Below are 21,809 nucleotides of genomic sequence, written 5' to 3' on the forward strand. Positions count from 1 at the left end.
ATGAACACGCAGGTCTTACGGGGGCTTGAGCCGGGACGCGAAGCGTCCCAGGCGGCATCCCATGCAAGTGAAGCAGCTACTGCGCTGCTGGCTGAGTCTCAACCGGAGCTGGCGTGTTCGTCTCGACCGGTTGAGCCTCGGGCGGAGTCACCGTTTCAGCTTTGAACGAGGCTGGCTCGTTAGGGGCTGGCACCGGTTCACTGGCAGCAGGCGTGGCGGCGGCCGGTTCGGCCACTGGCTCAGCCTTGGGGGCCGTTTCAACCGGCTTCGGCGCCAGCGGTGCCGGCTCCTCAGCTTTTGGGGTCGCAGCAGCTGGCACCGCTTCAGGCACACCCAGATCAGCCTTTGGCTTCTCGACGATATGCGCCGCCTGCTTGACTTCCGGTGGGAGGAAGTTTTCCACCAGCCCAAAAAAACGCTCGTAGAACTTGGCCGAGGCAACCGTCTCGCTGGCAACCTTGACCATCGAATCATCGGTGGAGCCAATGGGCATCGACACAGAACCCAGTACCCCGACCCCAAGGCTTGCAGAGTTATTGGTTTTCTTCAGTGCGTAGCGGTCTTGCAGGGCGTTGGCGAACATGGTCGAGCTGCCCGCCGTCACGTCTGCCGCACAGACCAGGTTAAAGCTGATCTCGATGTGCGTTTCGCCCGTTTGCTGGAAGCTCTTGCGCCCGCTGATCATCTTCGGGTCGCTGCTGGTGATGATGTAGCCCTGACTCAACAAGGCTCGACGGCCAGCCTCACAGGACGACAGGTCGGTTGCCGGATAACTGCGAGAGAACGTCCCGGCATCGTCGAAGTGCTCATGGTCATAGACCGCCTGCTTGGGCGATGAACAGCCGGCAGCCAGGAGCAGCATTGACACACCGCAGGCGGTACGAACGTTCAGTAACTTAAGCATCGATAGTCCTGAGTAAGGAAATGACTGCCAGCAAGACTGCAAACTGGAAAATGGCGACAAGTCTGCAACAAGGCTGACGCAGGATCAACGCGCAGTTCGAAAGGATTCGATACAAGGCGCGTCACACTCACTGGACGCAGTAAATTGCAGGCAACAAAAAAGCGACCCTAAGGTCGCTTTTCTGTTGCTTCAAGGAGTTCAAGGGCCTTGAAGCTTTGTATGGCGCAGCGGACGGGACTCGAACCCGCGACCCCCGGCGTGACAGGCCGGTATTCTAACCGACTGAACTACCGCTGCGTATCGCTTGTAAACCTGTTTGAAACAAACCTTCGGTAGTTTGTTTCCTGTACATCGGAGTAAACGACTTGAGCCGTTCAATCCTCAGACCCGGCGAACCGAATCTGTACAAATATGGCGCAGCGGACGGGACTCGAACCCGCGACCCCCGGCGTGACAGGCCGGTATTCTAACCGACTGAACTACCGCTGCGCAGTGTGGACTTGCGTCCGATTCAACTTTGAAAGCCCTCGTACATCAGCTTTCAAACTCAACGATGGTGGGTGATGACGGGATCGAACCGCCGACCCGCTGCTTGTAAGGCAGCTGCTCTCCCAGCTGAGCTAATCACCCTTTGCTTCGTTGAGGCCGCGAAATTTACGCACCTAACGAACCTAAGTCAATAGCCTGATTGAAGTTTTTTTAAAAACGCTTCAATCGCACTCCACGCATCAACCGCCAAACACAACCGCCCACCGACCCGAACGTGGAACTACTCGGCGTACACCATCTTTCGGGTCATGCCGCCATCGACCACGAATTCCTGTCCGGTGACAAACCCGGCATTACGGGAAAGCAACCACGCGACCATCGCCGCAACATCTTCCACCGTACCCACCCTGCCCGCAGGGTGTTGCGCGTGATCAGCCTCTGACAGCGGTTCAGCGCGTCGCAACGACGGATCGCGCGCGTCGATCCAGCCAGGGCTGACCGCGTTGACACGAATCTCCGGGCCCAGACTGATGGCCAGCGCGTGAGTCAGAGACACCAAGCCTCCCTTGCTGGCCGCATAAGCCTCCGTATCGGGCTCAGACTGCCTGGCGCGGGTCGAGGTCAGGTTTACGATGCTGCCGCAGTGAGCGCGCAGATAAGGGGCACAGTGCTTGGCCAGCAGCATAGGCCCGCCAAGGTTGACGCCGAGCACGCGATTCCAGTGCGACAGCTCAAGGCTTTCCAGTGTGGTGTTGTGCGGATCGGCAATCGCCGCATTGCACACCAGCGCATCCAGCCGACCGAAGCGCCTGAGCACCTCGGCCACACCTGCTGCAACCTGTTCTTCGCTGGCGACATCCATGGCGATGAACAAAGCATTTTCGCCCAGCACATCGGCCACTTTCGAACCACGGATGCGGTCCAGATCAGTCAGCACCACCTGCCAGCCTTCGGCAATCAACCAGGCGGCGATCCCCAGGCCGATACCCCGTGCAGCGCCAGTGACCAGCGCAACACGACCGTTGTGAGTGCTGGAGAATTTCATCGCCCAGTCGTCGCTCACGCCTTCACTCGCCGCACGGCTCACATCATCCGTCACAAGGCCGCCAGCCCCAGCGCCAGATCGGCCTGCAGGTCTGCGACATCTTCCAGCCCTACTGCCACGCGGATCAGGCTGTCACGTATCCCGGCCGCTTCGCGCTCGTGCGGCGCCAGACGACCATGAGACGTGGTACTCGGATGAGTGATGGTGGTTTTGGTATCACCCAGGTTGGCGGTGATGGAGATCAGTCGCGTCGCATCAATGAAGCGCCACGCGCCATCCTTGCCGCCCTTGACCTCAAAGCTCACGACCGCGCCGAAACCCTTCTGCTGACGCTGGGCCAGCTCATGCTGCGGGTGACTCTTGAGACCGGCGTAGTGGACCTTCTCGATGCCCTCCTGCTGCTCCAGCCACTCGGCCAGCGCCTGAGCATTGGCGCAATGAGCGCGCATGCGCAGGTTCAGGGTTTCGAGGCCCTTGAGGAAGATCCAGGCGTTGAACGGGCTCAGGGTCGGCCCGGCCGTACGCAGGAACCCGACCACTTCTTTCATTTGCTCACTGCGCCCGGCAACCACACCGCCCATGCAACGACCCTGGCCGTCGATGAACTTGGTCGCCGAATGCACGACGATGTCAGCACCCAGCGCCAGCGGCTGTTGCAACGCTGGCGTGCAGAAGCAGTTATCGACGATCAGCATCGCACCCTTGGCATGGGCGACTTCTGCCAACGCGGCGATGTCCACCAGTTCAGCCAACGGGTTGGACGGCGACTCGACGAACAGCATTTTGGTGTTGGCCTTGATCGCCGCATCCCAACCGCTCAGGTCCGCCAGCGGCACATAGTCCACCTCGATCCCGAAACGCTTGAAGTACTTGTCGAACAGGCTGATGGTCGAACCAAACACGCTGCGTGACACCAGAACGTGATCGCCGGCACTACACAGACTCATGACAACCGCCAGGGTCGCCGCCATACCGGTTGCGGTGGCGACGGCCTGCTCTGCGCCTTCCAGCGCCGCCATGCGCTCCTCGAAGGAACGCACGGTCGGGTTGGTGTAACGCGAGTAAACGTTGCCTGGCACTTCGCCGGCAAAACGCGCGGCCGCGTCGGCGGCCGTGCGGAACACGTAGCTGGACGTGAAGAACATCGGGTCGCCATGCTCGCCTTCCGGCGTGCGGTGTTGCCCGGCACGTACGGCGAGGGTATCGAAGCCCACGCCTTCAAGGTCGCTGTCGAGCCGACCTGCATCCCATTCCTGAGTCATGCCGCTCCTCCTGAAAACAATTAATTGTTGTACAGATCGATGATCGCGCTCACTGCCTGGGTCTTGACCTTGGAGGCGTCGTTACGCGCCTGCTCGATCTTGTTCAGATAATGCTCGTCGATGTCACCGGTCACGTACTTGCCGTCGAAGACCGAGCAATCGAAGTTATCGATCTTGATCTTCTTGCTGCCACTGACCGCTTCGATCAGGTCATTCAAGTCCTGATAGACCAGCCAGTCGGCACCGATGAGGTCGGCAACGTCCTGGGTGGAACGGTTGTGAGCGATCAGCTCGTGAGCACTCGGCATGTCGATGCCGTAGACGTTGGGGTAACGCACCGCCGGGGCGGCCGAACAGAAATAGACATTCTTGGCACCGGCTTCACGGGCCATCTGAATGATCTGCTTGCAGGTCGTGCCGCGAACGATCGAGTCGTCCACCAGCATCACGTTCTTGCCGCGGAACTCCAGTTCGATGGCATTGAGCTTCTGGCGCACGGATTTCTTGCGTGCAGCCTGACCCGGCATGATGAACGTACGACCGATATAACGGTTCTTGACGAAGCCTTCGCGAAACTTCACGCCCAGATGGTTGGCCAGCTCCAGGGCAGCCGTGCGGCTGGTGTCTGGAATCGGGATGACCACGTCGATGTCATGATCCGGGCGCTCGCGCAGGATCTTGTCAGCCAGCTTCTCGCCCATGCGCAGACGCGCCTTGTAGACCGAGATGCCGTCGATGATGGAATCCGGACGCGCCAGATACACGTGCTCGAAGATGCACGGTGCATACTTTGGATTGGCGGCGCACTGACGGGTGTGCAGCTTGCCGTCTTCAGTGATGTAGACCGCTTCGCCGGGTGCCAGGTCGCGGATCAGCGTAAAGCCGAGCACGTCGAGCGAAACGCTTTCGGAGGCGATCATGTACTCGACGCCTTCGTCGGTATGACGCTGGCCGAATACGATAGGACGAATGGCGTCCGGGTCGCGGAAGCCGACAATGCCATAACCGGTGATCATCGCCACCACCGCGTAACCGCCACGGCAACGATTGTGTACGTCAGTCACGGCCGCGAAGATGTCTTCTTCGGTCGGCTGCAGCTTGCCGCGAACAGCCAGTTCATGGGCGAACACGTTGAGCAACACTTCCGAGTCGGAATTGGTGTTGACGTGGCGCAGGTCAGATTCGTAGATCTCCTTGGCCAGTTGCTCGACGTTGGTGAGGTTACCGTTGTGCGCCAACGTGATGCCGTAAGGCGAGTTGACGTAGAACGGCTGGGCCTCGGCCGAGGTCGAGCTGCCCGCTGTCGGGTAACGCACATGACCAATGCCCATATGCCCGACCAAACGCTGCATGTGGCGCTGGTGGAACACATCACGCACCAGTCCGTTGTCCTTGCGCAGGAATAACCGGCCGTCGTGGCTGGTCACAATACCGGCAGCATCCTGGCCGCGGTGCTGGAGGACGGTGAGCGCGTCATACAGCGCCTGATTGACGTTCGACTTACCGACGATACCGACGATGCCACACATGCGACACAACCCCTACTTAGTGGAACTGGATTTACCGAGCACATCCTGCGGCAGTGTAGACGGCAGGATCTGCTCCTTGAACGGCAGATCAGCAGGTACGCTGATGCCGCTGGCGAGCCACTTGCTGGACATCCCGAGAATCAGGTTTTTCGACCAGTCAGCGACCATGAGAAATTGCGGCACCAGCCTTGACTGCTGCCACCATTGATCCTGTTGCACCGGCCCGAGACTCAACAGTCCGACCGCTACAACGACAAGCAGGCCTCCACGCGCCGCGCCGAAGACCATACCCAGAAAACGATCAGTCCCGGAAAGCCCGGTGACGCGAATCAGTTCGCCTATCAGAAAGTTGACCATGGCGCCGACCAGCAAGGTGGCGACAAATAGAATGGTGCAGCTCGCGATCACGCGGGCCGAGGGTGTTTCTATGTAATTGACCAGGTACTGCGACAGCCCCGCACCGAACATCCAGGCCACAACACCTGCAATGATCCACGTCGTCAACGACAGTGCTTCTTTTACGAAGCCGCGTTTCAGACTGATCAGGGCGGAGATGGCGACAATTCCCAGAATTGCCCAGTCAACCGGAGTAAATGGCACGTTGCAGCCTGCAGACAGATAAGGCGGCGCATTTTAGCAGAGCGCCTGCCTGCCGGTAAGCAGCGATTATCGGCAGGCAGCATTTTCCATAGAAACAGTGTTGCAGAGCGTTGGAACAGGCCGGGCCGATCAGCCCTTTTCGGGCTGGAAGCGCACCACGATACCCTTGAGTTTCTGTTGCTTGTCCAGTTGATCACGCAGGCGATCAGCCTCGGCACGCTCGATCAGAGGCCCCACGAATACACGATTCACACCATCGGCAGTGCGGATGTAGGCGTTATAACCCTGAGTGCGCAGCGTCTTCTGCAGGTTGTCGGCGTTCGCACGGTTCGACATGCTGGCCAGCTGTACCGACCAACTGACCGACAGCCCGTTGGCATCGACGCCACTGGGTGCAGCCTTGGCGACCGCTGGAGCAGCAGGTGCAGGTGTGGGTGCAGGCGTCGGCGCGGGTGTCGGTGCGGGTTTTGCTGCAGGTTTGGCGGCCGGAGGCGTGGCCGCCGGGGCTGTCTGCGTAACCGGAGCGGGAGCAATCGGCATCGAAGGCGGTTGATTGTTGGCGGCCATGTCGACATCGCCAGGTACCGGTTCCTGAGGCAATGCCTGGGGCTCGGGAACGGAAACGGGATCGACCTGTATCTGCGTGCTGGCCGGAGCCTGCGGCGCAGCGGGTGCCTGGACCTGCACGGTACGGGTTTCGTCCTCACGCGTGAACAACATCGGGAGGAAGATCACTGCCACGGCGATCAGCACCAGCGCGCCCACCATCCGCTGCTTGAATACGTTATCCAGCAAAGCCATTTGCAGCTTCCTCGTCGGTGTGCCGGGCCAGCCATTCCAAGGCCTCGGCTACACAGTAAAAAGATCCGAACAGCAGAATTTCGTCATCGGGCGTGGCATGCGCGCACTGAGCTTCCAGTGCCAGGGCAATGCTTGGGTAAGACTTCACGCGAACCCCAAGGTTCTCCAGAGCCGCATGCAATTCAGCGGCAGGCCGACTACGGGACGTGGGCAGTGGCGCAACCGCCCAGTCCTGAATGCTGGAAGCCAGCTCACAGACTACACCTTGAAGATCCTTGTCAGACAGCAGACCGAACACCGCCAGGCGTCTGCCGACGATCGGCCGTTGCGCCATGCGCTGCGCCAGAAACTGTGCCGCATGGGGATTGTGACCGACGTCCAGAAGCAGGTTGATCGATCTGCCATGCCAATGGACGGTGCGCCGATCCAGACGACCGGCAAGCCGGGTCGAGGCCAGGGCCTCGCTGATAACCTCATGCTGCAAGGGATAACCCAGTAGCGCATAAGCCTGAAGCGCCAGCGCCGCGTTCTGCATCGGCAGGTCGAGCAGCGGCAGGCCGTGCAGTTCGATCACTTCGCCATGAGCAAAGCCGCGCCAGTCCCAGCCCTGCTGATTCACGCAGAGGTCGAAGTCGCGACCGCGCAACAGTAACGGAGACTCCAGCTCACGCGCCTTGGCCAGCAAGGGCTCCGGCGGGTCGAGATCACCACAGATCGCCGGGCGACCGGCACGAAAGATACCGGCCTTCTCAAAGGCAACCGACTCGCGCGTATCGCCCAACCAGTCGGCATGGTCGATGCCGATACTGGTGACCAGCGAGATGTCTGCATCGATCAGATTCACCGCATCCAGACGACCGCCCAGGCCGACTTCCAGCACGACCGCATCCAGACGGGCCTGCTCGAACAGCCAGAACGCTGCGAGTGTGCCCATCTCGAAGTAGGTCAACGTGACATCGCCACGCGCGGCTTCAACGGCCACGAAGGCGTCGCACAGCTCCTGATCGGTCGCCTCGACGCCCTGCACTTTCACCCGCTCGTTGTAACGCAGCAGGTGCGGCGAGCTATAGACCCCGACTTTGAGACCCTGAGCCTGCAACAGGGCTGCGACAAAGGCGCAGGTTGAACCCTTGCCATTGGTGCCCGTTACCGTGATGACCCGAGGCGCGGGGCGCGTGAGCCCCAGTTGCTGCGCTACCTTTCTCGATCGATCCAGCCCCATGTCGATGGCAGACGGATGCAGTTGCTCAAGGTAGGCGAGCCAGTCGCCAAGGGTCGACGGGGTCATAGCGAGGCCGGAGCCGGAGGTACAACGATAGGCTCAAGCACCGGTGCCACAAACTTGGGCGTCGGCAGGTTCATCATCTGCGCGAGCAGGTTGCCCAGGCGCGGACGCAGCTCACTGCGTGCGATGATCATATCGATTGCGCCGTGATTCAGCAGAAACTCGCTGCGCTGGAAGCCTTCAGGCAGTTTTTCGCGAACGGTCTGTTCGATGACGCGTGGGCCGGCAAACCCGATCAGCGCCTTGGGCTCGGCAACGATGACATCGCCCAGCATCGCCAGACTGGCAGAAACGCCACCGTAGACCGGGTCCGTCAGCACGGAGATAAACGGCAGGCCCTCTTCACGCAGACGCGCCAGAACGGCCGATGTCTTGGCCATCTGCATCAGGGAAATCAGCGCTTCCTGCATCCGCGCACCACCGGAGGCGGCGAAGCAGATCATCGGGCAGCGGTTTTCCAACGCGTAATCAGCGGCGCGCACAAAGCGCTCACCGACGATGGCGCCCATCGAGCCACCCATGAAGGAGAACTCGAACGCCGAAGCGACGACAGGCATACCCAGCAGCGTGCCGCTCATGGAGATCAGCGCGTCTTTCTCGCCGGTCTGCTTTTGCGCAGCGGTCAGGCGATCCTTGTACTTCTTGCCGTCTCGGAATTTCAGACGGTCAACCGGCTCCAGATCGGCACCCAGCTCAGCACGGCCTTCGGCATCGAGAAAAATGTCCAGGCGGGCGCGCGCACCGATGCGCATGTGGTGATTGCACTTGGGGCAGACATCCAGGGTCTTTTCCAGCTCAGGCCGATAGAGCACTGCTTCGCAGGACGGGCACTTGTGCCACAGCCCTTCAGGAACCGAACTCTTCTTAACCTCGGAACGCATGATCGATGGGATCAGTTTATCTACCAACCAGTTGCTCATGCTTTATCTCTCCAGTACCGGTGTGGCTCGAACGCATGGCGCTTACACGCCAGACGCATGCCCTTAGCTAAATGTGTTTATTTGGCGATGAGAAGGGAGAACGGTCGACCGCTGGCCTGACCTGCACACCCTCTACCACGGTTTTTTTGCAACAAGGAGGGTGCGCACAGACACCCTCCTCCACTCAATTCGACCCGCAAGACTTGCGGCGGGAACAGGCTTATGGACGGCGGCCGAACCGCAACCGTCACATCAGGCACTGTGGACTGCATTCATGAATGCGAGAATCTTTTCGCGATCCTTGATGCCTTTGCTTTTTTCGACACCACCGCTGACATCAACCGCGTAGGGCTTGACCTGGGCAATGGCCTGCGCCACGTTGGCCGACGTCAGCCCGCCCGCCAGAATGATCGGCTTGCTCAACTCACTCGGAATCAAGGCCCAGTCGAACGCCTCCCCCGTACCGCCCGGCACGCCCTCGACGTATGTATCGAGAAGAATGCCACGCGCATTGCGATAGGCGCGGCAGGCCTGTTCGATATCGTCACCCGCCTTCACGCGCAACGCCTTGATATAGGGACGATGATAGCCGTCGCACTCTTGCGGTGTTTCGTCGCCGTGAAACTGCAGCAGATCCAGCGCAACAGCATCCAGCGTTTCATTGAGCTCACAGGGGCTGGCGTTGACGAACAGCCCGACCGTTGTCACAAAGGGCGGCAGTGCGGCAATGATCGCGCGCGCCTGCTGCACATTCACGGCCCGCGGACTTTTGGCATAAAACACCAGCCCGATGGCGTCAGCACCCGCCTCGACTGCAGCGAGGGCATCTTCTATGCGGGTAATCCCGCAGATCTTGCTGCGAACGGCTGACATATGGTGAAAACCTCAGACCTTTCGGAAAGTCCCGGATGTTAGCAAAAGCGCGTCAGGTCGTCAGCCTTCAAGTTCGGCGAACCCGGTGAGAAAGTGCGGACCGATGTATCGCTCGGGCAAGGGAAACTGCTCCCGGTACTCGACCTGCACCAGATAAAGCCCATACGGATGGGCTGTGACACCGCCGGTACGACGCGCTTTGCTTTCCAGCACGTCACGCGCCCATTCGACCGGACGCTCGCCTGCCCCGATGGTCATCAGCACGCCGGCAATATTGCGCACCATGTGATGCAGAAAGGCATTGGCGCGCACATCAATGACAATCATCTTGCCGTGCTGGGTCACGCGAAGGTGATGCAACTGCTTGATCGGTGATTTGGCCTGACACTGTCCGGCACGGAACGCACTGAAATCGTGGGTACCCACCAGGTGCTGAGCGGCCTGGGCCATACGACTCACGTCCAGCGGGCGATGATTCCAGGTGATTTCCTGCCCCAGATGCGCCGGACGGATTTGATCGTTATAGATCACATACCGATAACGGCGAGCGATGGCTTTGAAACGGGCATGAAAATCGGCAGGCATCACACGCGCCCAGGTCACGCTGATATCGTGAGGCAGGTTGATGTTGGCGCCCATGACCCACGCCTTCATCGAGCGCTCAGCCATCGTATCGAAATGCACCACCTGCCCGCATGCGTGAACACCGGCATCCGTACGCCCCGCGCACATCAGCGAAACGGGCGAGTCGGCTACTTTGGAGAGGGCATTTTCCAGGGTTTCCTGCACGGTCAGCACGCCGGAGGCCTGACGCTGCCAGCCACAATAGCGCGACCCCTTGTACTCTACGCCCAGCGCGATTCGGGAAAAGCCCTCGGCAGCCATCTCTGCGACCGGGTTATCTATATTCGCCAAGGTGTTACAGCCTGTCGGTTTGCGAAAAGTCGGCCATTATACGGCCGCAAAAAAAAGACGCCACACCGGGCGCCAAATGCAGACGGCCGCATCAGCGGCCGTCTGTGGTCAGGCATCGTTCGAGTCAGGCAAGACGCGAGAGCATGTCGCGCGCTTCGCTCTTCTGCCCATCATCGCCTTCGCTGACGACCTCATCCAGAATGTCTCGCGCTCCATCGGCATCACCCATATCAATGTAAGCACGTGCCAGATCCAGCTTGGTGGCCGCTTCATCAGTGCCCGCCATGAAATCGAAGTCCGGCTCGTCGTCCAGCGCCATCGCGTCTTCTGCCGTGAACCTTGGCTCATCCAGCGGCGGATGCTCAAGGTTCTGCGAAAGACGGTCCAGCTCAGCGTTCACATCATCGATTTCAGAGGCAAATGCCTGGCTGGCCTGATCCGATTCGATTTCGTCAGCCAGCGACAGGTCAAAGTCCTCCGGCAACTCAAGGTCATCACTGACGGGCGCAGCAGCAACCGGCTCGACAGGGCTATCGCCAAGACCGAGCAGGAAGTCGTCCTCGTTCTTGAGTGCCGGATCCTCTTCAGTCAGGTCCAGATCGAAATCGGCCAGATCATCAGGTGTAGATGCCGCACGAGCGGCCTCCTGTTCCTGCATGATGGACTCGAAACTCAGCTCATCGTCATCAGGTGTTGCCGCAACCAAAGGCTCATCCAGCAACAGATCATCCGGGTCGGTCACCGTCGGCACTGCCGCCGCTGATGGCTCCTCGAACTCATCCAGGCTCAGATCGAAGTCATGATCGAAGTCCTCTTCAGCGGCGTCCGACCCGGCAACCAGAGGCGCGGGCTCGCTGACCTCGGGGACAGCAACCGGCTCAGGCTCAGGCTCGACTTCCGATGGACCCGCATCGTCAGCCAGCAGCTCTTCCAGATATTTGGCATCGAGTTCAGCAGCCAGCGCTGCGGCACTGGCCGCTGCCGCGACGGCTGCAACCGGTGCTACCGCAGGCGCAGTTTCAACCACTGCGGGTGCCACAACAGGCGCCACAGTGTTACGGGTCGAGTGTGCATCTTCTAGCTGCTCGCCCTCAGCTTCACGCTTTCCCGCTGCCACCAGTTTACGTTCGTGAGCGGCATACGCCTTGTTATTGCCCTGCTCGGCGTAGATTTCCATCAGCTTGAGACGAATGTCATCGCGCCTTGGATCATCCTTGACCGACTCTTCGAGCAGCTCGACAGCCTGATTCATGCGCCCGTAAGCGATATGGATTTCAGCCTGCACCAGCGGATCGGCCGGTCGCTCCTGCGCCGCAGCGGCAACAGCACCTGCAGCAGTCGCTGCCCCCATCCGCACGTTAGGCGGTGGAACATCCAGTCCATCGAAGCTGGCAGGAGGAGCATTCATGTCCATGTCGGAGACGAACTCGGACTCTTCCGCCAGTGCACGCGCCATACGGCGATGCTTCTCGGCCTCGGCCTTCGCGGCACGACGTCGCGCCAGGAACAACAGCAACAGCGCGAGGATCAGCAGCACAGCACCACCGATGAGCCCCAGCAGCACAGGGTTGTTGAGAACCTTCTGCAACGCGTCTTCATCTTCTGGAACAGCAACCGGCTCTACCGCCAGAGGCTGATCGGCTGCCGGTGTCGCGACCTGCGCAGCACCGGCTGGCAATGCGTCTTCAGGCGCAATTTCACCGGCAGGTTTTACAGGTGCACCATTGGCGTCAACCAGTGAAGCGGGAACCGCTGCATTGACAGGCGTGGTCGCACCTGGCGGTGTGGCATCAGGCGTAGCCGCAGGTGGAACAGCGGCGCCGGCCGCCTGCATCTTGGCCAACTGACCATTCTTGAGTTCGATCAGACGCTGCAGCTTGTCCAACTGGCTCTGCAAATCATTCATGCGGCTTTTCAGCTCGGCATTGTCGCGACGCGAGGTATCCAGTGCCTCTTGGGCAACAGCCAGCTTGTTGCTCACGTCGCTGTCGCCTGCGGCACCTTTGGCGGCGGGCTTACCGCTGGCCGAGACCAGGCTGAGGTTATCCGGTGTATCTACTTTGGAAGGCGCAGCGCCGGCACGATCACGACGCGTGGCATCGACCTGGCGAGTGCCGGTCGGCAAGCGACGACCTTCCCGCCAGGCGCTGTACTGCCTGGAAACCTCGGCAACGGCCTGCGGCTGCGGCAGGGCGGTGGTCTGCTGAGGCGTGGGCAGGCGCAGCACCTGACCTTTTTTCAAGCGATTGATGTTGCCGCCGATGAAGGCTTCAGGATTGAGCGCCTGAATGGCCAGCATGGTCTGCTGCACCGTACCGCCGGTACGAACCTTGGCCGCGATTTCCCACAGCGTGTCGTTGTTGGCGGTCACGTACTGGGCCTGCTTGTCGGCAGCGGGTGGCGGCAAGGCCGCGTCCGGCGACGCAGGTGGCTGGGCAGGCGTGGCAGGCGTCGGGGCTTCTGCTGCCGGCGCAACGGTTGCCAACTGCGCTGGAGCGCCAGCGGCCGGTGCAGCGGGAGCAGGCGCAGCGGCAGCAGCAGCCGCTTCCGGGGAAAACTTCGGCGGATCCAGCAACAGGCTGTATTCGCGCAACAGGCGTCCGTTGGGCCAGAGCACCTGGATCAGAAACTTGACGTAAGGCTCACGCACCGGCTTGGTGGACGTAATGCGCAGCACGCTCTTGCCACTGGCATTGATGACCGGGGTGAAACTCAGATCGTTGAGAAACGCCTGGCGAGTGATGCCCGCCTGAGCGAAGTCAGCCGTCGTCGCGAGGCTTGGCACCACCTGCGCAGCGTTGACCCCTTGTGCATCGGTCAACTCGATCTCGGCTACCAACGGCTGGTTCAGGGTCGACTTGACAGACAATTCCCCGAGCCCCAACGCCTGCGCCATCCCTGATGACAGCGCCGAAGCCGCAGCGATCGCTAATACCAGTTTACGAACCTGAACCATAGCCCATCCCTTGTTTAAAGATTCTCCATTGTCTGGAGAGGTAGTCCTGCGTTGGGTGTAAGGCGTGTCGCCGCTGGAACAATTATTCAAATTGTTGCCAAGTATCTTTTACACATCATCTTTTATCAACAATTCGCCAACCTGCACAGCGTTGAGCGCTGCGCCTTTGCGAACATTATCCGAAGTAATCCACAGATTAAGTTGCTCACTATCGTTTATACCGGCCCGAACACGCCCTACATAAACCACGTCCTGCCCGACTGCATCGCCCACCGGCGTCGGATAATCACCGGCATCGACAAGCTCGATGCCTGCCGCTGATTCGAGTGCTGCATTCACCGCAGCCAGATCGACCGGCGCGGCCGTTTGTATCGATACGGTGAAGCTGTCACCGAAAAATACCGGCACTTGAATGCAAGTAGCAGACACTTTGAGCGATGGCAGAGCCAGCAGTTCGCGCAACTCTTCAACCAGACGCTTCTCCAGCGGTACATGCCCTGAATCATCGGGCGTACCCACCTGCGCCAACAGGTTGAACGCCATCTGACGGTCAAAGAAGCGTGTTTCCAGCGGACGTACATTAAGCAGCTCGGTGGTCTGACGGGCCAGCTCGCTAACCCCTTCACGCCCCTGGGCCGAAACCGCCAGGCACGCGGTGACCGAAATATTGCGCATGTCGAGCAATTCGCGCAGCGGTGCCACAACCAGGGCTACGGCTGTGGCCGATGCACTGGGGCTGGAGACCAGACGCGACGATCCGACCGACGTCAGCAGCGCCGCATTGATTTCAGGCACCACGTTGGGTGCCTGCGAAGCAGGCAGCGCGCCAGACAGGTCGATGACCAGGCAGCCAGCCGCCACCGCTTTTTCGACATGGCTACGACTGATGGCAGGACCGGCTGCAAAGAAAGCGAGCCTGACCTTGCCGAAGTCGAACGCATCAACCTCGCGTACGCGCACGTTTTTGCCGCGAAACGGCACCGAATGGCCTGCCGATTCGATACTGGCCAACAGGTGCAGGTCGCCTACCGGAAAATCTCGTTCTTCCAGTATCTGAACAATGGTTTCGCCGACAGTACCGGTTGCGCCGACGACGGCGATATCAAAGGACTGGCTCATGCAAAAACCTCAGGAAAATCAGGGAGCGGCACTTTAACCGCCGAACTGCCGACAGGCAATTGACCCCATCGGATACGCAACCGGTTCAGGGCTCCAGCCCAATCGGGAAAAACACGCCATCACTCCAGACACCCAACCAGCGCTGCCCGTCGATTTCACGGGTGACCGCCAGCTCCACCAACTGATAGAACACATTGCGATGAATCAGCGCGTCAAGGTTGCTGCGTACATGAATGTAAGGGGCAGGCTCCTGAGTCTCTGGATCAATGAGGACACGCAACGGGTGATCGACACCCGCCTGGGTTTCATCCTCGACATTGGTCACAAAGCGCAGGACCTGCGTCTCGCCCTCGCCCGTCACATCAAGCGCCACAGCGACAAAAGGCGCGTCATCGACCTTGATGCCGACCTTTTCGACCGGCGTAATGAGGAAATAGTCGTCGCCGTCACGGCGCAGGATAGTCGAGAACAGCCGCACCATCGGCTTGCGCCCGATCGGGGTGCCCTGGTAGTACCAGGTGCCGTCGCGGGCGATACGCATGTCGATATCGCCGCAGAAATCGGGATTCCAGAGATGAACAGGCGGCAAGCCTTTGCTCTTGGGGATCTGCGCAAACAGGTCGTTGGCCTTGCCTGAATCGGTCATGCTTACTCCTAGCGCTCAACACCCAACAAGGTACGAGCGTAGTCTTCAAGGGGCGGACCTAGCAAATCTTCGGGGCTAGTGTCGTAAAGCGTCAGCAATCCGCCACGACTGCGAATACGCGCGCTGTCAATCAGATAGCGGGTGCTGGTCTCGATCAGCATGAGCTGAATGACGCCCGAGTCTATGCCCAGGCGGTCCACTGCTTCCTGATCCGACCACTGATCGCCATTACCGATACGGTCATCGGCCTTGGCAAAGCGGGTGTACAGCAGGTAGTGCGCGCCGGCACTTCGGGCCTCGATCATCGCTTCGTCAAGGCCTAGCGGCGCAGGCGCGCGACGAACCATGGGAAAGTATTCGATAAAGCCCTTGAACGCCTCTTCAGCCACGACATTGGGTCGCGGATAAGCGTTGCCGGGCGGCACGAAGGCACCCTGAGCAATATAGATGAAGGAGTCGGGCTGCACGCGCCAGTTGGCAATGCGACGGGTTTCACTGTGATCGAGCAGGCCAGCATCGCTGAACTGCTCGCGAACGCCCTCTCCCATGTCGCTGACTTTCATGCAACCGCTCAACGCCAAAAACGTCAGCAGCAGAAACAGGCTACGCATCATCCCCTCCCAAGTGCCGGTGACGGAAAACCGGCGAATGGTCGTCGGATGCAGCTTCCGCGCCATCTCTGCTCAGGTGCGCGGCGAGCCTTGTTCTGCGGGGTCAGGATTCAACCGGATCAGGCCTGGGTTCGTGAGGCGCATCCCCGTCGCGCTTGCGCTTGTTGCCCATGCGCACGCCGATGTCCATGAGGAAGTGGAAGAAGCCTTCCTGATCTTCCAGCACATTGCTCCAGAACGGCGAGTGATACAGCGCGACAGCGCCATGCACCAGCGCCCAGGCTGCGCAGTAGTGGTAGTAAGGCGGGACGTCTTCCAGCTTGCCTTCAGTAATGCGGCCCTTGATCAGCAGCGTCAGGTGCTCGAAGTTCGAGGCGCGGATCTTGTGCAGCTCTTCGACCAGCTCAGGCACCTGATTGCCCTTGACCACCTTTTCTTCGAGGCGATCAAAAAGGCGATAACGCTGAGGATCGCGCATGCGGAACTCAAAGTAGGCACGTGACAGCGCCTCCTTGTCCTTGTCGACATCGGCCGAGTGCAGCAGCTCGTTCAGATCCCGCTCGTAATCGAGCATCAGGCGCAGATAGATCTCCGCCTTGGACTTGAAGTGCTTATAGATCGTGCCTTTGCCGATACCAACGGCATCCGCGATCATTTCGACCGTGACGCTGTCTTCGCCCTGCTCAAGGAACAGTTTTAGCGCGGTGTCGAGAATTTCCTGCTCACGGCGGCGAAACTCACGGACCTTACGAGGTTCTTTTTGCATAAAAAGGTCTGTCAGGAATCGAAATCGAAGCCGCGTATTATGCCCAATTGGCGCTAAATTGCACGGATCATCCGACCATATAGAGGGAAATGAACAATACAAGGCGCTGCAAGCAAAGCGCACCCTGCCGACGCTGTGCCCGCGCCTCGGGTGTTTACTGGCTGATGCCGGGCACGGGACCGACAAACTCCAGGTAGCCGGTAATCACGACATAGAGCGTGAAATAGGCAAATATCAGCGCCGACGCAATATAAGACATTCGCAGCATGCGTTCGCCCATCAGGCGTCCGCCCTGATGCGCCAGCGCGCAAAGCGTGATTGACCAGACCACGCCTGCCGCCAAGAAGCCTGCGAGAAAAACCGAAGCACTGGCCAGGTCCGAACCTTGCCGCGCAATGAGTGCACCACCCACCGCCGCAAACCAGAGGATGGCGCTGGGCGACGACATGGCCAAAAAAATGCCGCGAAAGAACAGCGCGCCACTGGTCTTGCCCCATTGCACGTTCTGGCTTTCAACACCCGCGCTGACCGTGACGGCGCTCATGACCATTCTGAAACAGAACCAGGCCAGCACCGCCGTACCGCCCAGCCATAGAACGTAGCGAACCGCCTCGTACTGAAGCAGCACGGCCATGCCCAACATGGCCAGTACCGCATAGGCCAGATCGCCCACACAGGTGCCCAACCCCAGCCATAGCCCTCTGGAGAAGCCGCGCTGCATGGAAAGCGTAATCATCGCGATGTTCGCCAGGCCAATGTCCAGGCACAACGACAGACTCAATAAAAAACCGTTGGAAAAACCCACGCCACACCCTCGAACAGGCCATTTGGAGGCCAAGCCCTGCCACACACAACGAACAACATGAATATCGGCCTAAACTCATGCGCGGACGCTTATTCAGTGCTCAAGAACCGGTTTAGTATTCCAAAATTGTTTAAAAAATGAACAACTATCCCTGGACGCCCCTCGATACTGGTCAATAATAAGATCGTTGGCGCGCCATTCCCCCAAGTGGTTCGCCAGTAAAGGCGCCAAAGGACAGCGTGCCTTTGTTTTACTCCTAATGGTCTTAACCCGGCTTCACCCCCCCAGAATCCGGGTTTTTTTTGCCTGCGATTTGACCACCCGCTCAGCGGCGCAAATGCGCCAGCGGGAACAGGCGAGCGAAGTTTTCGGTCGTCTGCTCGGCAAAGCGTTCATAGGACTCACCGCGAAGCATGGCCAGAAACTCGGCGACTTCACGCACATACTGCGGCAGGTTCGGCTTGCCTCGGTAAGGGATCGGCGCGAGGTACGGGGAGTCGGTCTCGACCAGCAACCGGTCGGCGGGCACCTGGCGTGCGACGTCCCGCAGCGCGTCGGCATTGCGGAACGTCACGATCCCGGATAGCGAGATGTAGAAGCCCAGGTCCAGCGCGGCCCTGGCCATATCCCAGTCTTCGGTGAAGCAATGCAGGACGCCAGCCTGCGGCAGCGCCGCTTCGCGCAGAAGATTCAAAGTGTCGGCGCGTGCGCCCCGGGTGTGCACGATAACCGGCTTGCCTGTCGTCGCAGCGGCCTGGAGATGCAGGCGGAATGACGCCTGCTGCAACTCGGCAGCTTCCGGTTCGTAGTGATAATCCAGACCGGTTTCGCCAATGGCCACCACCCGCGGGTGGTCGAGTTCGGTCAGCAGCCAGTCCAGTGCCGGCGCTTCGCCAGGTTTGAGGTCGAGTGGGTGGATACCGACCGAGCAATCGACATCGTCAAAGCGCTCTGCCAGCGCCTTCACAGCCCCCGCATTGTCAGCGCTGACACCGATGCACAGAAAATGCCCGACGCCGCGGCCTCGCGCGGCCTCAAGGGCAGCCTCCAGAGAGCCATCGTGCTGGGTGAGGTCAAGACGATCAAGGTGACAATGGGAATCTACAAGCATGGGCAAAAGAACAACTACATCGTGTGGGTAGGACGGTCGGACTTCAAAGCGCCGACCAGATAGGTTTCGATCAGGTTGCGAGCCGTATTGTCGCCATCAATGAATTGCACGCCGACACCCGCCGCGCGGTTGCCCTGCGCGCCTTTGGGGGTGATCCAGGTCACGCGACCAGTGACCGGGACCTTTTCGGCCTCATCCATCAGGTTGAGCAGCATGAACACTTCATCGCCCAGCGTGTAACTTTTGCTGGTGGGAATGAACAGTCCGCCGTTCCTGATAAACGGCATGTACGCCGCGTACAACACAGACTTGTCCTTGATGGTCAGGGACAGAATGCCGTTACGCGGACCTGCATTAAGCGGCGAGCTCATGACAACACCTCAACGGTTGATGACCGGCAGTCTACGCCTGTCCAGGCAGCCCTGCCCACTGAACTAGCAGGGCTTCAAGCAACAGCACGCGATTGAGATTGGCCTTGGACATGACTTTCTGGCGTTGAGCCAATACCCAATCCTGAATATCCAGCACTTTGCCACGCGAAGACTTTTGCGCCAGATATTGCACCACCTTGCGCATGTCACTCAGGCCGAGGCCCTCTTCGTCTTCGGTCAGCTGATAACGCAGAATCAGGTGCGACCAGTCGCAGAACCAGTCGAAAAGCAACAACAACGGAATGTCCTTCCAGCCTTCCGCCAACTGGGTGGGCGATTGCTGCTGCTTGAGCAGCTTCTTGACGCCATCCACCACCAGGGCACGTTGCTCCCGGACACCTTGCGCGTGCAGCGAAACGGCAGCAAGAGGCGAACCGGCTGCCAGGGTGAGCAATTCCAGGCGCTCCTGCTCAGAGCAATCCGGCAGCGCGGAATTCAGCCATTGAAGACTCATCCGCTCATCAGGCAACGGACAGGCTTGCTGTACACAGCGGCTTTTGACGGTCGGCAACAGGCGGCTGGGCTGATGACTGACCAGTAACAGCACGGTATTGCCCGACGGCTCTTCAAGACTTTTGAGCAAAGCGTTGGCCGCATTGATGTTCATCGCCTCGACCGGTTCGATGAGCACCACCTTGCGCCCGCCCATCTGCGAAGTCTGCACAACGAAACTGACCAGATCACGCACCTGATCGACCTTGATCGGCTTGTCGGCCTCTTCCGGTTCAAGTACGTAATTATCAGGATGACTACCAGCGGCCAGCAGCAGGCAGGATTTGCAACTTCCACACGCATCCAGCCCTTCGAGCCGCTGACACAGCAGGCTGGCCATCAGCCGCTCGGCCAGTGCCCGCTTGCCGATACCGGCCGGACCATGCAGCAGGTACGCATGCGCATGCTGATCTCGTCCGGCCATCTGCTGCCAAAGCGCCTGTTGCCAGGGATAGGCCTCAGCCACGTCGCAATTCCAGCAGTTTCGGCAGCAAGGCGTCTAGCGCAAGCTGGACTTGTGGCAGGCTCTGCGCCGCATCCACCAATTGATAACGCGACGGCTGCGCAGCAGCGCGTGCCAGATAGGTGCTGCGCACCGCATCGAAAAATGCCCGGCCTTCCTGCTCGAAACGATCCAGCCTGCCGCGCGCAGCGGCACGTGAAAGGCCGACCTCTACCGGCAGATCGAACACCAGCGTCATGTCCGGACGCAGGTCTGCCTGAACGAACTGTTCCAGCACGGCGATGCGTTCATGAGACAGGCCACGCCCGCCACCCTGGTAGGCGTAGGTGGCATCCGTGAAGCGGTCACACAGGACCACTTGGCCTTTTGCCAGCGCCGGGCGAATGACCTCGGCCAGATGCTGGGCACGCGCAGCGAACACCAACAGCAGTTCGGTATCAGCACACATGGCTTCGTCACTGGGTGCCAGCAGTAGCTCGCGAATGCGTTCAGCCAGCGGCGTACCGCCTGGCTCGCGGGTCAGCAAAACGTCGACACCCTGAGCGCGCAACTGCGCTGCCAGGTACTCGCGGTTAGTGCTTTTTCCAGCCCCTTCCGGGCCTTCAAGGGTAATGAACAGGCCAGTCACAGATAATCCTTAGTCATATTCATTGCGAGCCGGACTCCCGTTGCGAGGAATCTGGCGCAGCAGTCGAGGGCTCTGAGGAGGCCGGATCGGGCTCAGGCACAGCGGTCGGTGCGGGAGCCGGAATCGGTGCCGGGCTGGATCGATAGTCGGCACGTCGTTTGATCTGGTATTCGCGGACAGCAGCGTTATGAGCGTCCAGATCCGCAGAGAAGACATGACTGCCGTCACCTTTGGCGACAAAGTACAGGCTTTCACCCGCCACCGGATTGAGCGCGGCGTGAATCGCTTCGCGTCCGACCAACGAGATGGGCGTCGGCGGCATCCCGGCAATCACGTAGGTGTTGTAAGGCGTCGCCTCTTTCAGGTTGGCTCGGGTGAGCTTACCGTTATAGCGCTCGCCCATGCCATAGATCACGGTCGGATCGGTCTGCAACTGCATGCCCAGCTTGAGGCGTCGCACGAACACACCGGCAATCTGCCCGCGCTCCTGCGGTACACCGGTTTCCTTTTCGACCAGAGACGCCATGATCAGCGCCTGATAGGGATCGGCATACGGCACGTCCGCAGCTCGAGCAGCCCACTCTTCGTCAAGCACCTCCTCCAGACGACTGTAAGCTTGCTTGAGCAGCTCGGCATCAGTCATGCCGCGTACGTAGCGATAAGTGTCCGGAAAGAAACGGCCCTCGGGAAATACGTCAGGGTAGCCGATTTTTTTCATCAGTTCGGCATCGCTCAGGCCTGCCAGCGTCTGATCGAGCTTGACCTGTCTGGACAGCGCCGCGCGAACCTGACGAAAGTTCCAGCCTTCGACCAGTGTGAGGCTGTATTGCACGACTTCCTTACGCTTCCAGACGCCGAACAAGGCGTTCACGTCCATGCCCGGAACCATACGGTATTCGCCGCTGTGAAGCGGCTGGCCGGACAGATTGAAGCGCCAGTACAGGCGCAACCAGAAGGCATCCTTGATGACACCGTCGGCCTGCAGTCGGTTGAGAACACCGGTCGGGGTCGAGCCGGCTGGCACATCCAGCAATCGTTCCTGAGCGACCTCAAGCGGCTGATGCAACGCTTGGTACTGTTGCCAGAACGCAAAACCCAGCGCCAGGCCTGCCAGGACGACAGCGGTTTCCAGCAATACGAATAATTTTCGGATCACGA

At 59.9% G+C, this 21,809-nt stretch carries 21 protein-coding genes and 3 tRNA genes; all 24 read right to left on the reverse strand.

All coding sequences use genetic code 11. From position 1 onward, the window contains the following. Positions 1-76: 76 nt before the first annotated feature. The 24 genes from H8S56_RS20770 to mltG all read right to left on the reverse strand — a co-directional run bounded on the left by H8S56_RS20770 (position 77) and on the right by mltG (position 21,807). Positions 77-904 carry a DUF2242 domain-containing protein gene (locus H8S56_RS20770; RefSeq protein ID WP_187519639.1) on the reverse strand — a complete coding sequence of 276 codons (828 nt, stop codon included), beginning with the start codon at positions 902-904 and terminating at the stop codon, positions 77-79. A 220-nt stretch (positions 905-1,124) separates the two neighbouring features. Beyond that, a tRNA-Asp gene (locus H8S56_RS20775) sits at positions 1,125-1,201 on the reverse strand. 115 nt (positions 1,202-1,316) lie between these two features. Then, a tRNA-Asp gene (locus H8S56_RS20780) sits at positions 1,317-1,393 on the reverse strand. A 65-nt stretch (positions 1,394-1,458) separates the two neighbouring features. Next, positions 1,459-1,534, reverse strand: a tRNA-Val gene (locus tag H8S56_RS20785). A 139-nt stretch (positions 1,535-1,673) separates the two neighbouring features. Then, positions 1,674-2,438: an SDR family oxidoreductase gene (locus H8S56_RS20790; protein WP_050586056.1), complete on the reverse strand. Its 765-nt coding sequence runs from the start codon at positions 2,436-2,438 to the stop codon at positions 1,674-1,676. 50 nt (positions 2,439-2,488) lie between these two features. Further along, positions 2,489-3,700 carry an O-succinylhomoserine sulfhydrylase gene (locus tag H8S56_RS20795; RefSeq protein ID WP_024685203.1) on the reverse strand — a complete coding sequence of 404 codons (1,212 nt, stop codon included), beginning with the start codon at positions 3,698-3,700 and terminating at the stop codon, positions 2,489-2,491. A gap of 20 nt (positions 3,701-3,720) precedes the next feature. After that, positions 3,721-5,229: an amidophosphoribosyltransferase gene (purF, locus tag H8S56_RS20800; RefSeq protein ID WP_004884541.1), complete on the reverse strand. Its 1,509-nt coding sequence runs from the start codon at positions 5,227-5,229 to the stop codon at positions 3,721-3,723. 12 nt (positions 5,230-5,241) lie between these two features. Then, on the reverse strand, positions 5,242-5,829 hold the full coding sequence (locus H8S56_RS20805; protein ID WP_024685204.1) for a CvpA family protein: 588 nt from the start codon (positions 5,827-5,829) through the stop codon (positions 5,242-5,244). A 129-nt stretch (positions 5,830-5,958) separates the two neighbouring features. Next, positions 5,959-6,630, reverse strand: a complete 672-nt coding sequence (locus tag H8S56_RS20810; protein WP_187519640.1) for an SPOR domain-containing protein — start codon at positions 6,628-6,630, stop codon at positions 5,959-5,961. Further along, entirely contained in the window at positions 6,614-7,918 is a 1,305-nt protein-coding gene (gene folC / locus H8S56_RS20815) for a bifunctional tetrahydrofolate synthase/dihydrofolate synthase (protein ID WP_187519641.1), read from the reverse strand. The genes H8S56_RS20810 and folC overlap by 17 nt, the downstream gene beginning before the upstream one ends. Next, entirely contained in the window at positions 7,915-8,835 is a 921-nt protein-coding gene (gene accD, locus H8S56_RS20820) for an acetyl-CoA carboxylase, carboxyltransferase subunit beta (RefSeq protein ID WP_024685207.1), read from the reverse strand. The genes folC and accD overlap by 4 nt, the downstream gene beginning before the upstream one ends. Positions 8,836-9,087: 252 nt before the next feature. Beyond that, positions 9,088-9,708: a phosphoribosylanthranilate isomerase gene (locus H8S56_RS20825; RefSeq protein ID WP_024694555.1), complete on the reverse strand. Its 621-nt coding sequence runs from the start codon at positions 9,706-9,708 to the stop codon at positions 9,088-9,090. 60 nt (positions 9,709-9,768) lie between these two features. Further along, positions 9,769-10,593, reverse strand: a complete 825-nt coding sequence (truA, locus tag H8S56_RS20830; RefSeq protein WP_187519666.1) for a tRNA pseudouridine(38-40) synthase TruA — start codon at positions 10,591-10,593, stop codon at positions 9,769-9,771. 154 nt (positions 10,594-10,747) lie between these two features. Next, positions 10,748-13,579 (reverse strand): FimV family protein, encoded by a 2,832-nt coding sequence (locus H8S56_RS20835; protein WP_187519642.1) that lies wholly within the window; start codon positions 13,577-13,579, stop codon positions 10,748-10,750. Between the two features lie 108 nt (positions 13,580-13,687). Continuing rightward, the gene (locus H8S56_RS20840; RefSeq protein ID WP_024685211.1) at positions 13,688-14,698 is read right to left on the reverse strand and encodes an aspartate-semialdehyde dehydrogenase; all 1,011 of its coding nucleotides are present in this window, start codon (positions 14,696-14,698) and stop codon (positions 13,688-13,690) included. Positions 14,699-14,783: 85 nt separating this feature from the next. Further along, positions 14,784-15,344, reverse strand: a complete 561-nt coding sequence (locus tag H8S56_RS20845; protein WP_187519643.1) for a DUF1285 domain-containing protein — start codon at positions 15,342-15,344, stop codon at positions 14,784-14,786. Positions 15,345-15,352: 8 nt separating this feature from the next. Beyond that, positions 15,353-15,955 (reverse strand): DUF4823 domain-containing protein, encoded by a 603-nt coding sequence (locus H8S56_RS20850; RefSeq protein ID WP_024694559.1) that lies wholly within the window; start codon positions 15,953-15,955, stop codon positions 15,353-15,355. A 103-nt stretch (positions 15,956-16,058) separates the two neighbouring features. Next, complete coding sequence (locus H8S56_RS20855) at positions 16,059-16,721, reverse strand: TetR/AcrR family transcriptional regulator (protein ID WP_024685214.1); 663 nt, start codon at positions 16,719-16,721, stop codon at positions 16,059-16,061. Between the two features lie 154 nt (positions 16,722-16,875). Beyond that, a complete protein-coding gene (locus H8S56_RS20860; protein WP_187519644.1) occupies positions 16,876-17,526 on the reverse strand; it encodes a LysE family translocator in 651 nt (216 codons plus the stop codon). Between the two features lie 325 nt (positions 17,527-17,851). Further along, the gene (locus H8S56_RS20865) at positions 17,852-18,637 is read right to left on the reverse strand and encodes a TatD family hydrolase (RefSeq protein WP_024685216.1); all 786 of its coding nucleotides are present in this window, start codon (positions 18,635-18,637) and stop codon (positions 17,852-17,854) included. A gap of 14 nt (positions 18,638-18,651) precedes the next feature. Beyond that, a complete protein-coding gene (locus H8S56_RS20870; RefSeq protein ID WP_187519645.1) occupies positions 18,652-19,008 on the reverse strand; it encodes a PilZ domain-containing protein in 357 nt (118 codons plus the stop codon). Between the two features lie 31 nt (positions 19,009-19,039). Next, positions 19,040-20,026 (reverse strand): DNA polymerase III subunit delta', encoded by a 987-nt coding sequence (locus tag H8S56_RS20875; RefSeq protein WP_024685218.1) that lies wholly within the window; start codon positions 20,024-20,026, stop codon positions 19,040-19,042. After that, positions 20,019-20,651 carry a dTMP kinase gene (gene tmk, locus H8S56_RS20880; protein WP_024685219.1) on the reverse strand — a complete coding sequence of 211 codons (633 nt, stop codon included), beginning with the start codon at positions 20,649-20,651 and terminating at the stop codon, positions 20,019-20,021. The genes H8S56_RS20875 and tmk overlap by 8 nt, the downstream gene beginning before the upstream one ends. 19 nt (positions 20,652-20,670) lie before the next feature. Next, positions 20,671-21,807 carry an endolytic transglycosylase MltG gene (mltG, locus tag H8S56_RS20885; protein ID WP_187519646.1) on the reverse strand — a complete coding sequence of 379 codons (1,137 nt, stop codon included), beginning with the start codon at positions 21,805-21,807 and terminating at the stop codon, positions 20,671-20,673. Positions 21,808-21,809: the final 2 nt, after the last annotated feature.

The organism is Pseudomonas triticifolii (genome assembly GCF_014358015.1).
In the GTDB taxonomy this organism is placed as follows: Bacteria; Pseudomonadota; Gammaproteobacteria; order Pseudomonadales; family Pseudomonadaceae; genus Aquipseudomonas; species Aquipseudomonas triticifolii.

What these genes read in the sequence shown, in the direction of transcription:
- accD (WP_024685207.1), bottom strand. Translation starts at nt 8,835, where the DNA reads ATGAGCAACTGGTTGGTAGATAAACTGATCCCATCGATCATGCGTTCC.
- H8S56_RS20835 (WP_187519642.1), bottom strand. Translation starts at nt 13,579, where the DNA reads ATGGTTCAGGTTCGTAAACTGGTATTAGCGATCGCTGCGGCTTCGGCG.
- H8S56_RS20855 (WP_024685214.1), bottom strand. Translation starts at nt 16,721, where the DNA reads ATGCAAAAAGAACCTCGTAAGGTCCGTGAGTTTCGCCGCCGTGAGCAG.
- H8S56_RS20770 (WP_187519639.1), bottom strand. Translation starts at nt 904, where the DNA reads ATGCTTAAGTTACTGAACGTTCGTACCGCCTGCGGTGTGTCAATGCTG.
- H8S56_RS20850 (WP_024694559.1), bottom strand. Translation starts at nt 15,955, where the DNA reads ATGCGTAGCCTGTTTCTGCTGCTGACGTTTTTGGCGTTGAGCGGTTGC.
- H8S56_RS20865 (WP_024685216.1), bottom strand. Translation starts at nt 18,637, where the DNA reads ATGCTTGTAGATTCCCATTGTCACCTTGATCGTCTTGACCTCACCCAG.
- H8S56_RS20790 (WP_050586056.1), bottom strand. Translation starts at nt 2,438, where the DNA reads ATGAAATTCTCCAGCACTCACAACGGTCGTGTTGCGCTGGTCACTGGC.
- H8S56_RS20825 (WP_024694555.1), bottom strand. Translation starts at nt 9,708, where the DNA reads ATGTCAGCCGTTCGCAGCAAGATCTGCGGGATTACCCGCATAGAAGAT.
- truA (WP_187519666.1), bottom strand. Translation starts at nt 10,593, where the DNA reads ATGGCTGCCGAGGGCTTTTCCCGAATCGCGCTGGGCGTAGAGTACAAG.
- H8S56_RS20845 (WP_187519643.1), bottom strand. Translation starts at nt 15,344, where the DNA reads ATGACCGATTCAGGCAAGGCCAACGACCTGTTTGCGCAGATCCCCAAG.
- H8S56_RS20810 (WP_187519640.1), bottom strand. Translation starts at nt 6,630, where the DNA reads ATGGCTTTGCTGGATAACGTATTCAAGCAGCGGATGGTGGGCGCGCTG.
- H8S56_RS20840 (WP_024685211.1), bottom strand. Translation starts at nt 14,698, where the DNA reads ATGAGCCAGTCCTTTGATATCGCCGTCGTCGGCGCAACCGGTACTGTC.
- H8S56_RS20795 (WP_024685203.1), bottom strand. Translation starts at nt 3,700, where the DNA reads ATGACTCAGGAATGGGATGCAGGTCGGCTCGACAGCGACCTTGAAGGC.
- purF (WP_004884541.1), bottom strand. Translation starts at nt 5,229, where the DNA reads ATGTGTGGCATCGTCGGTATCGTCGGTAAGTCGAACGTCAATCAGGCG.
- H8S56_RS20870 (WP_187519645.1), bottom strand. Translation starts at nt 19,008, where the DNA reads ATGAGCTCGCCGCTTAATGCAGGTCCGCGTAACGGCATTCTGTCCCTG.
- folC (WP_187519641.1), bottom strand. Translation starts at nt 7,918, where the DNA reads ATGACCCCGTCGACCCTTGGCGACTGGCTCGCCTACCTTGAGCAACTG.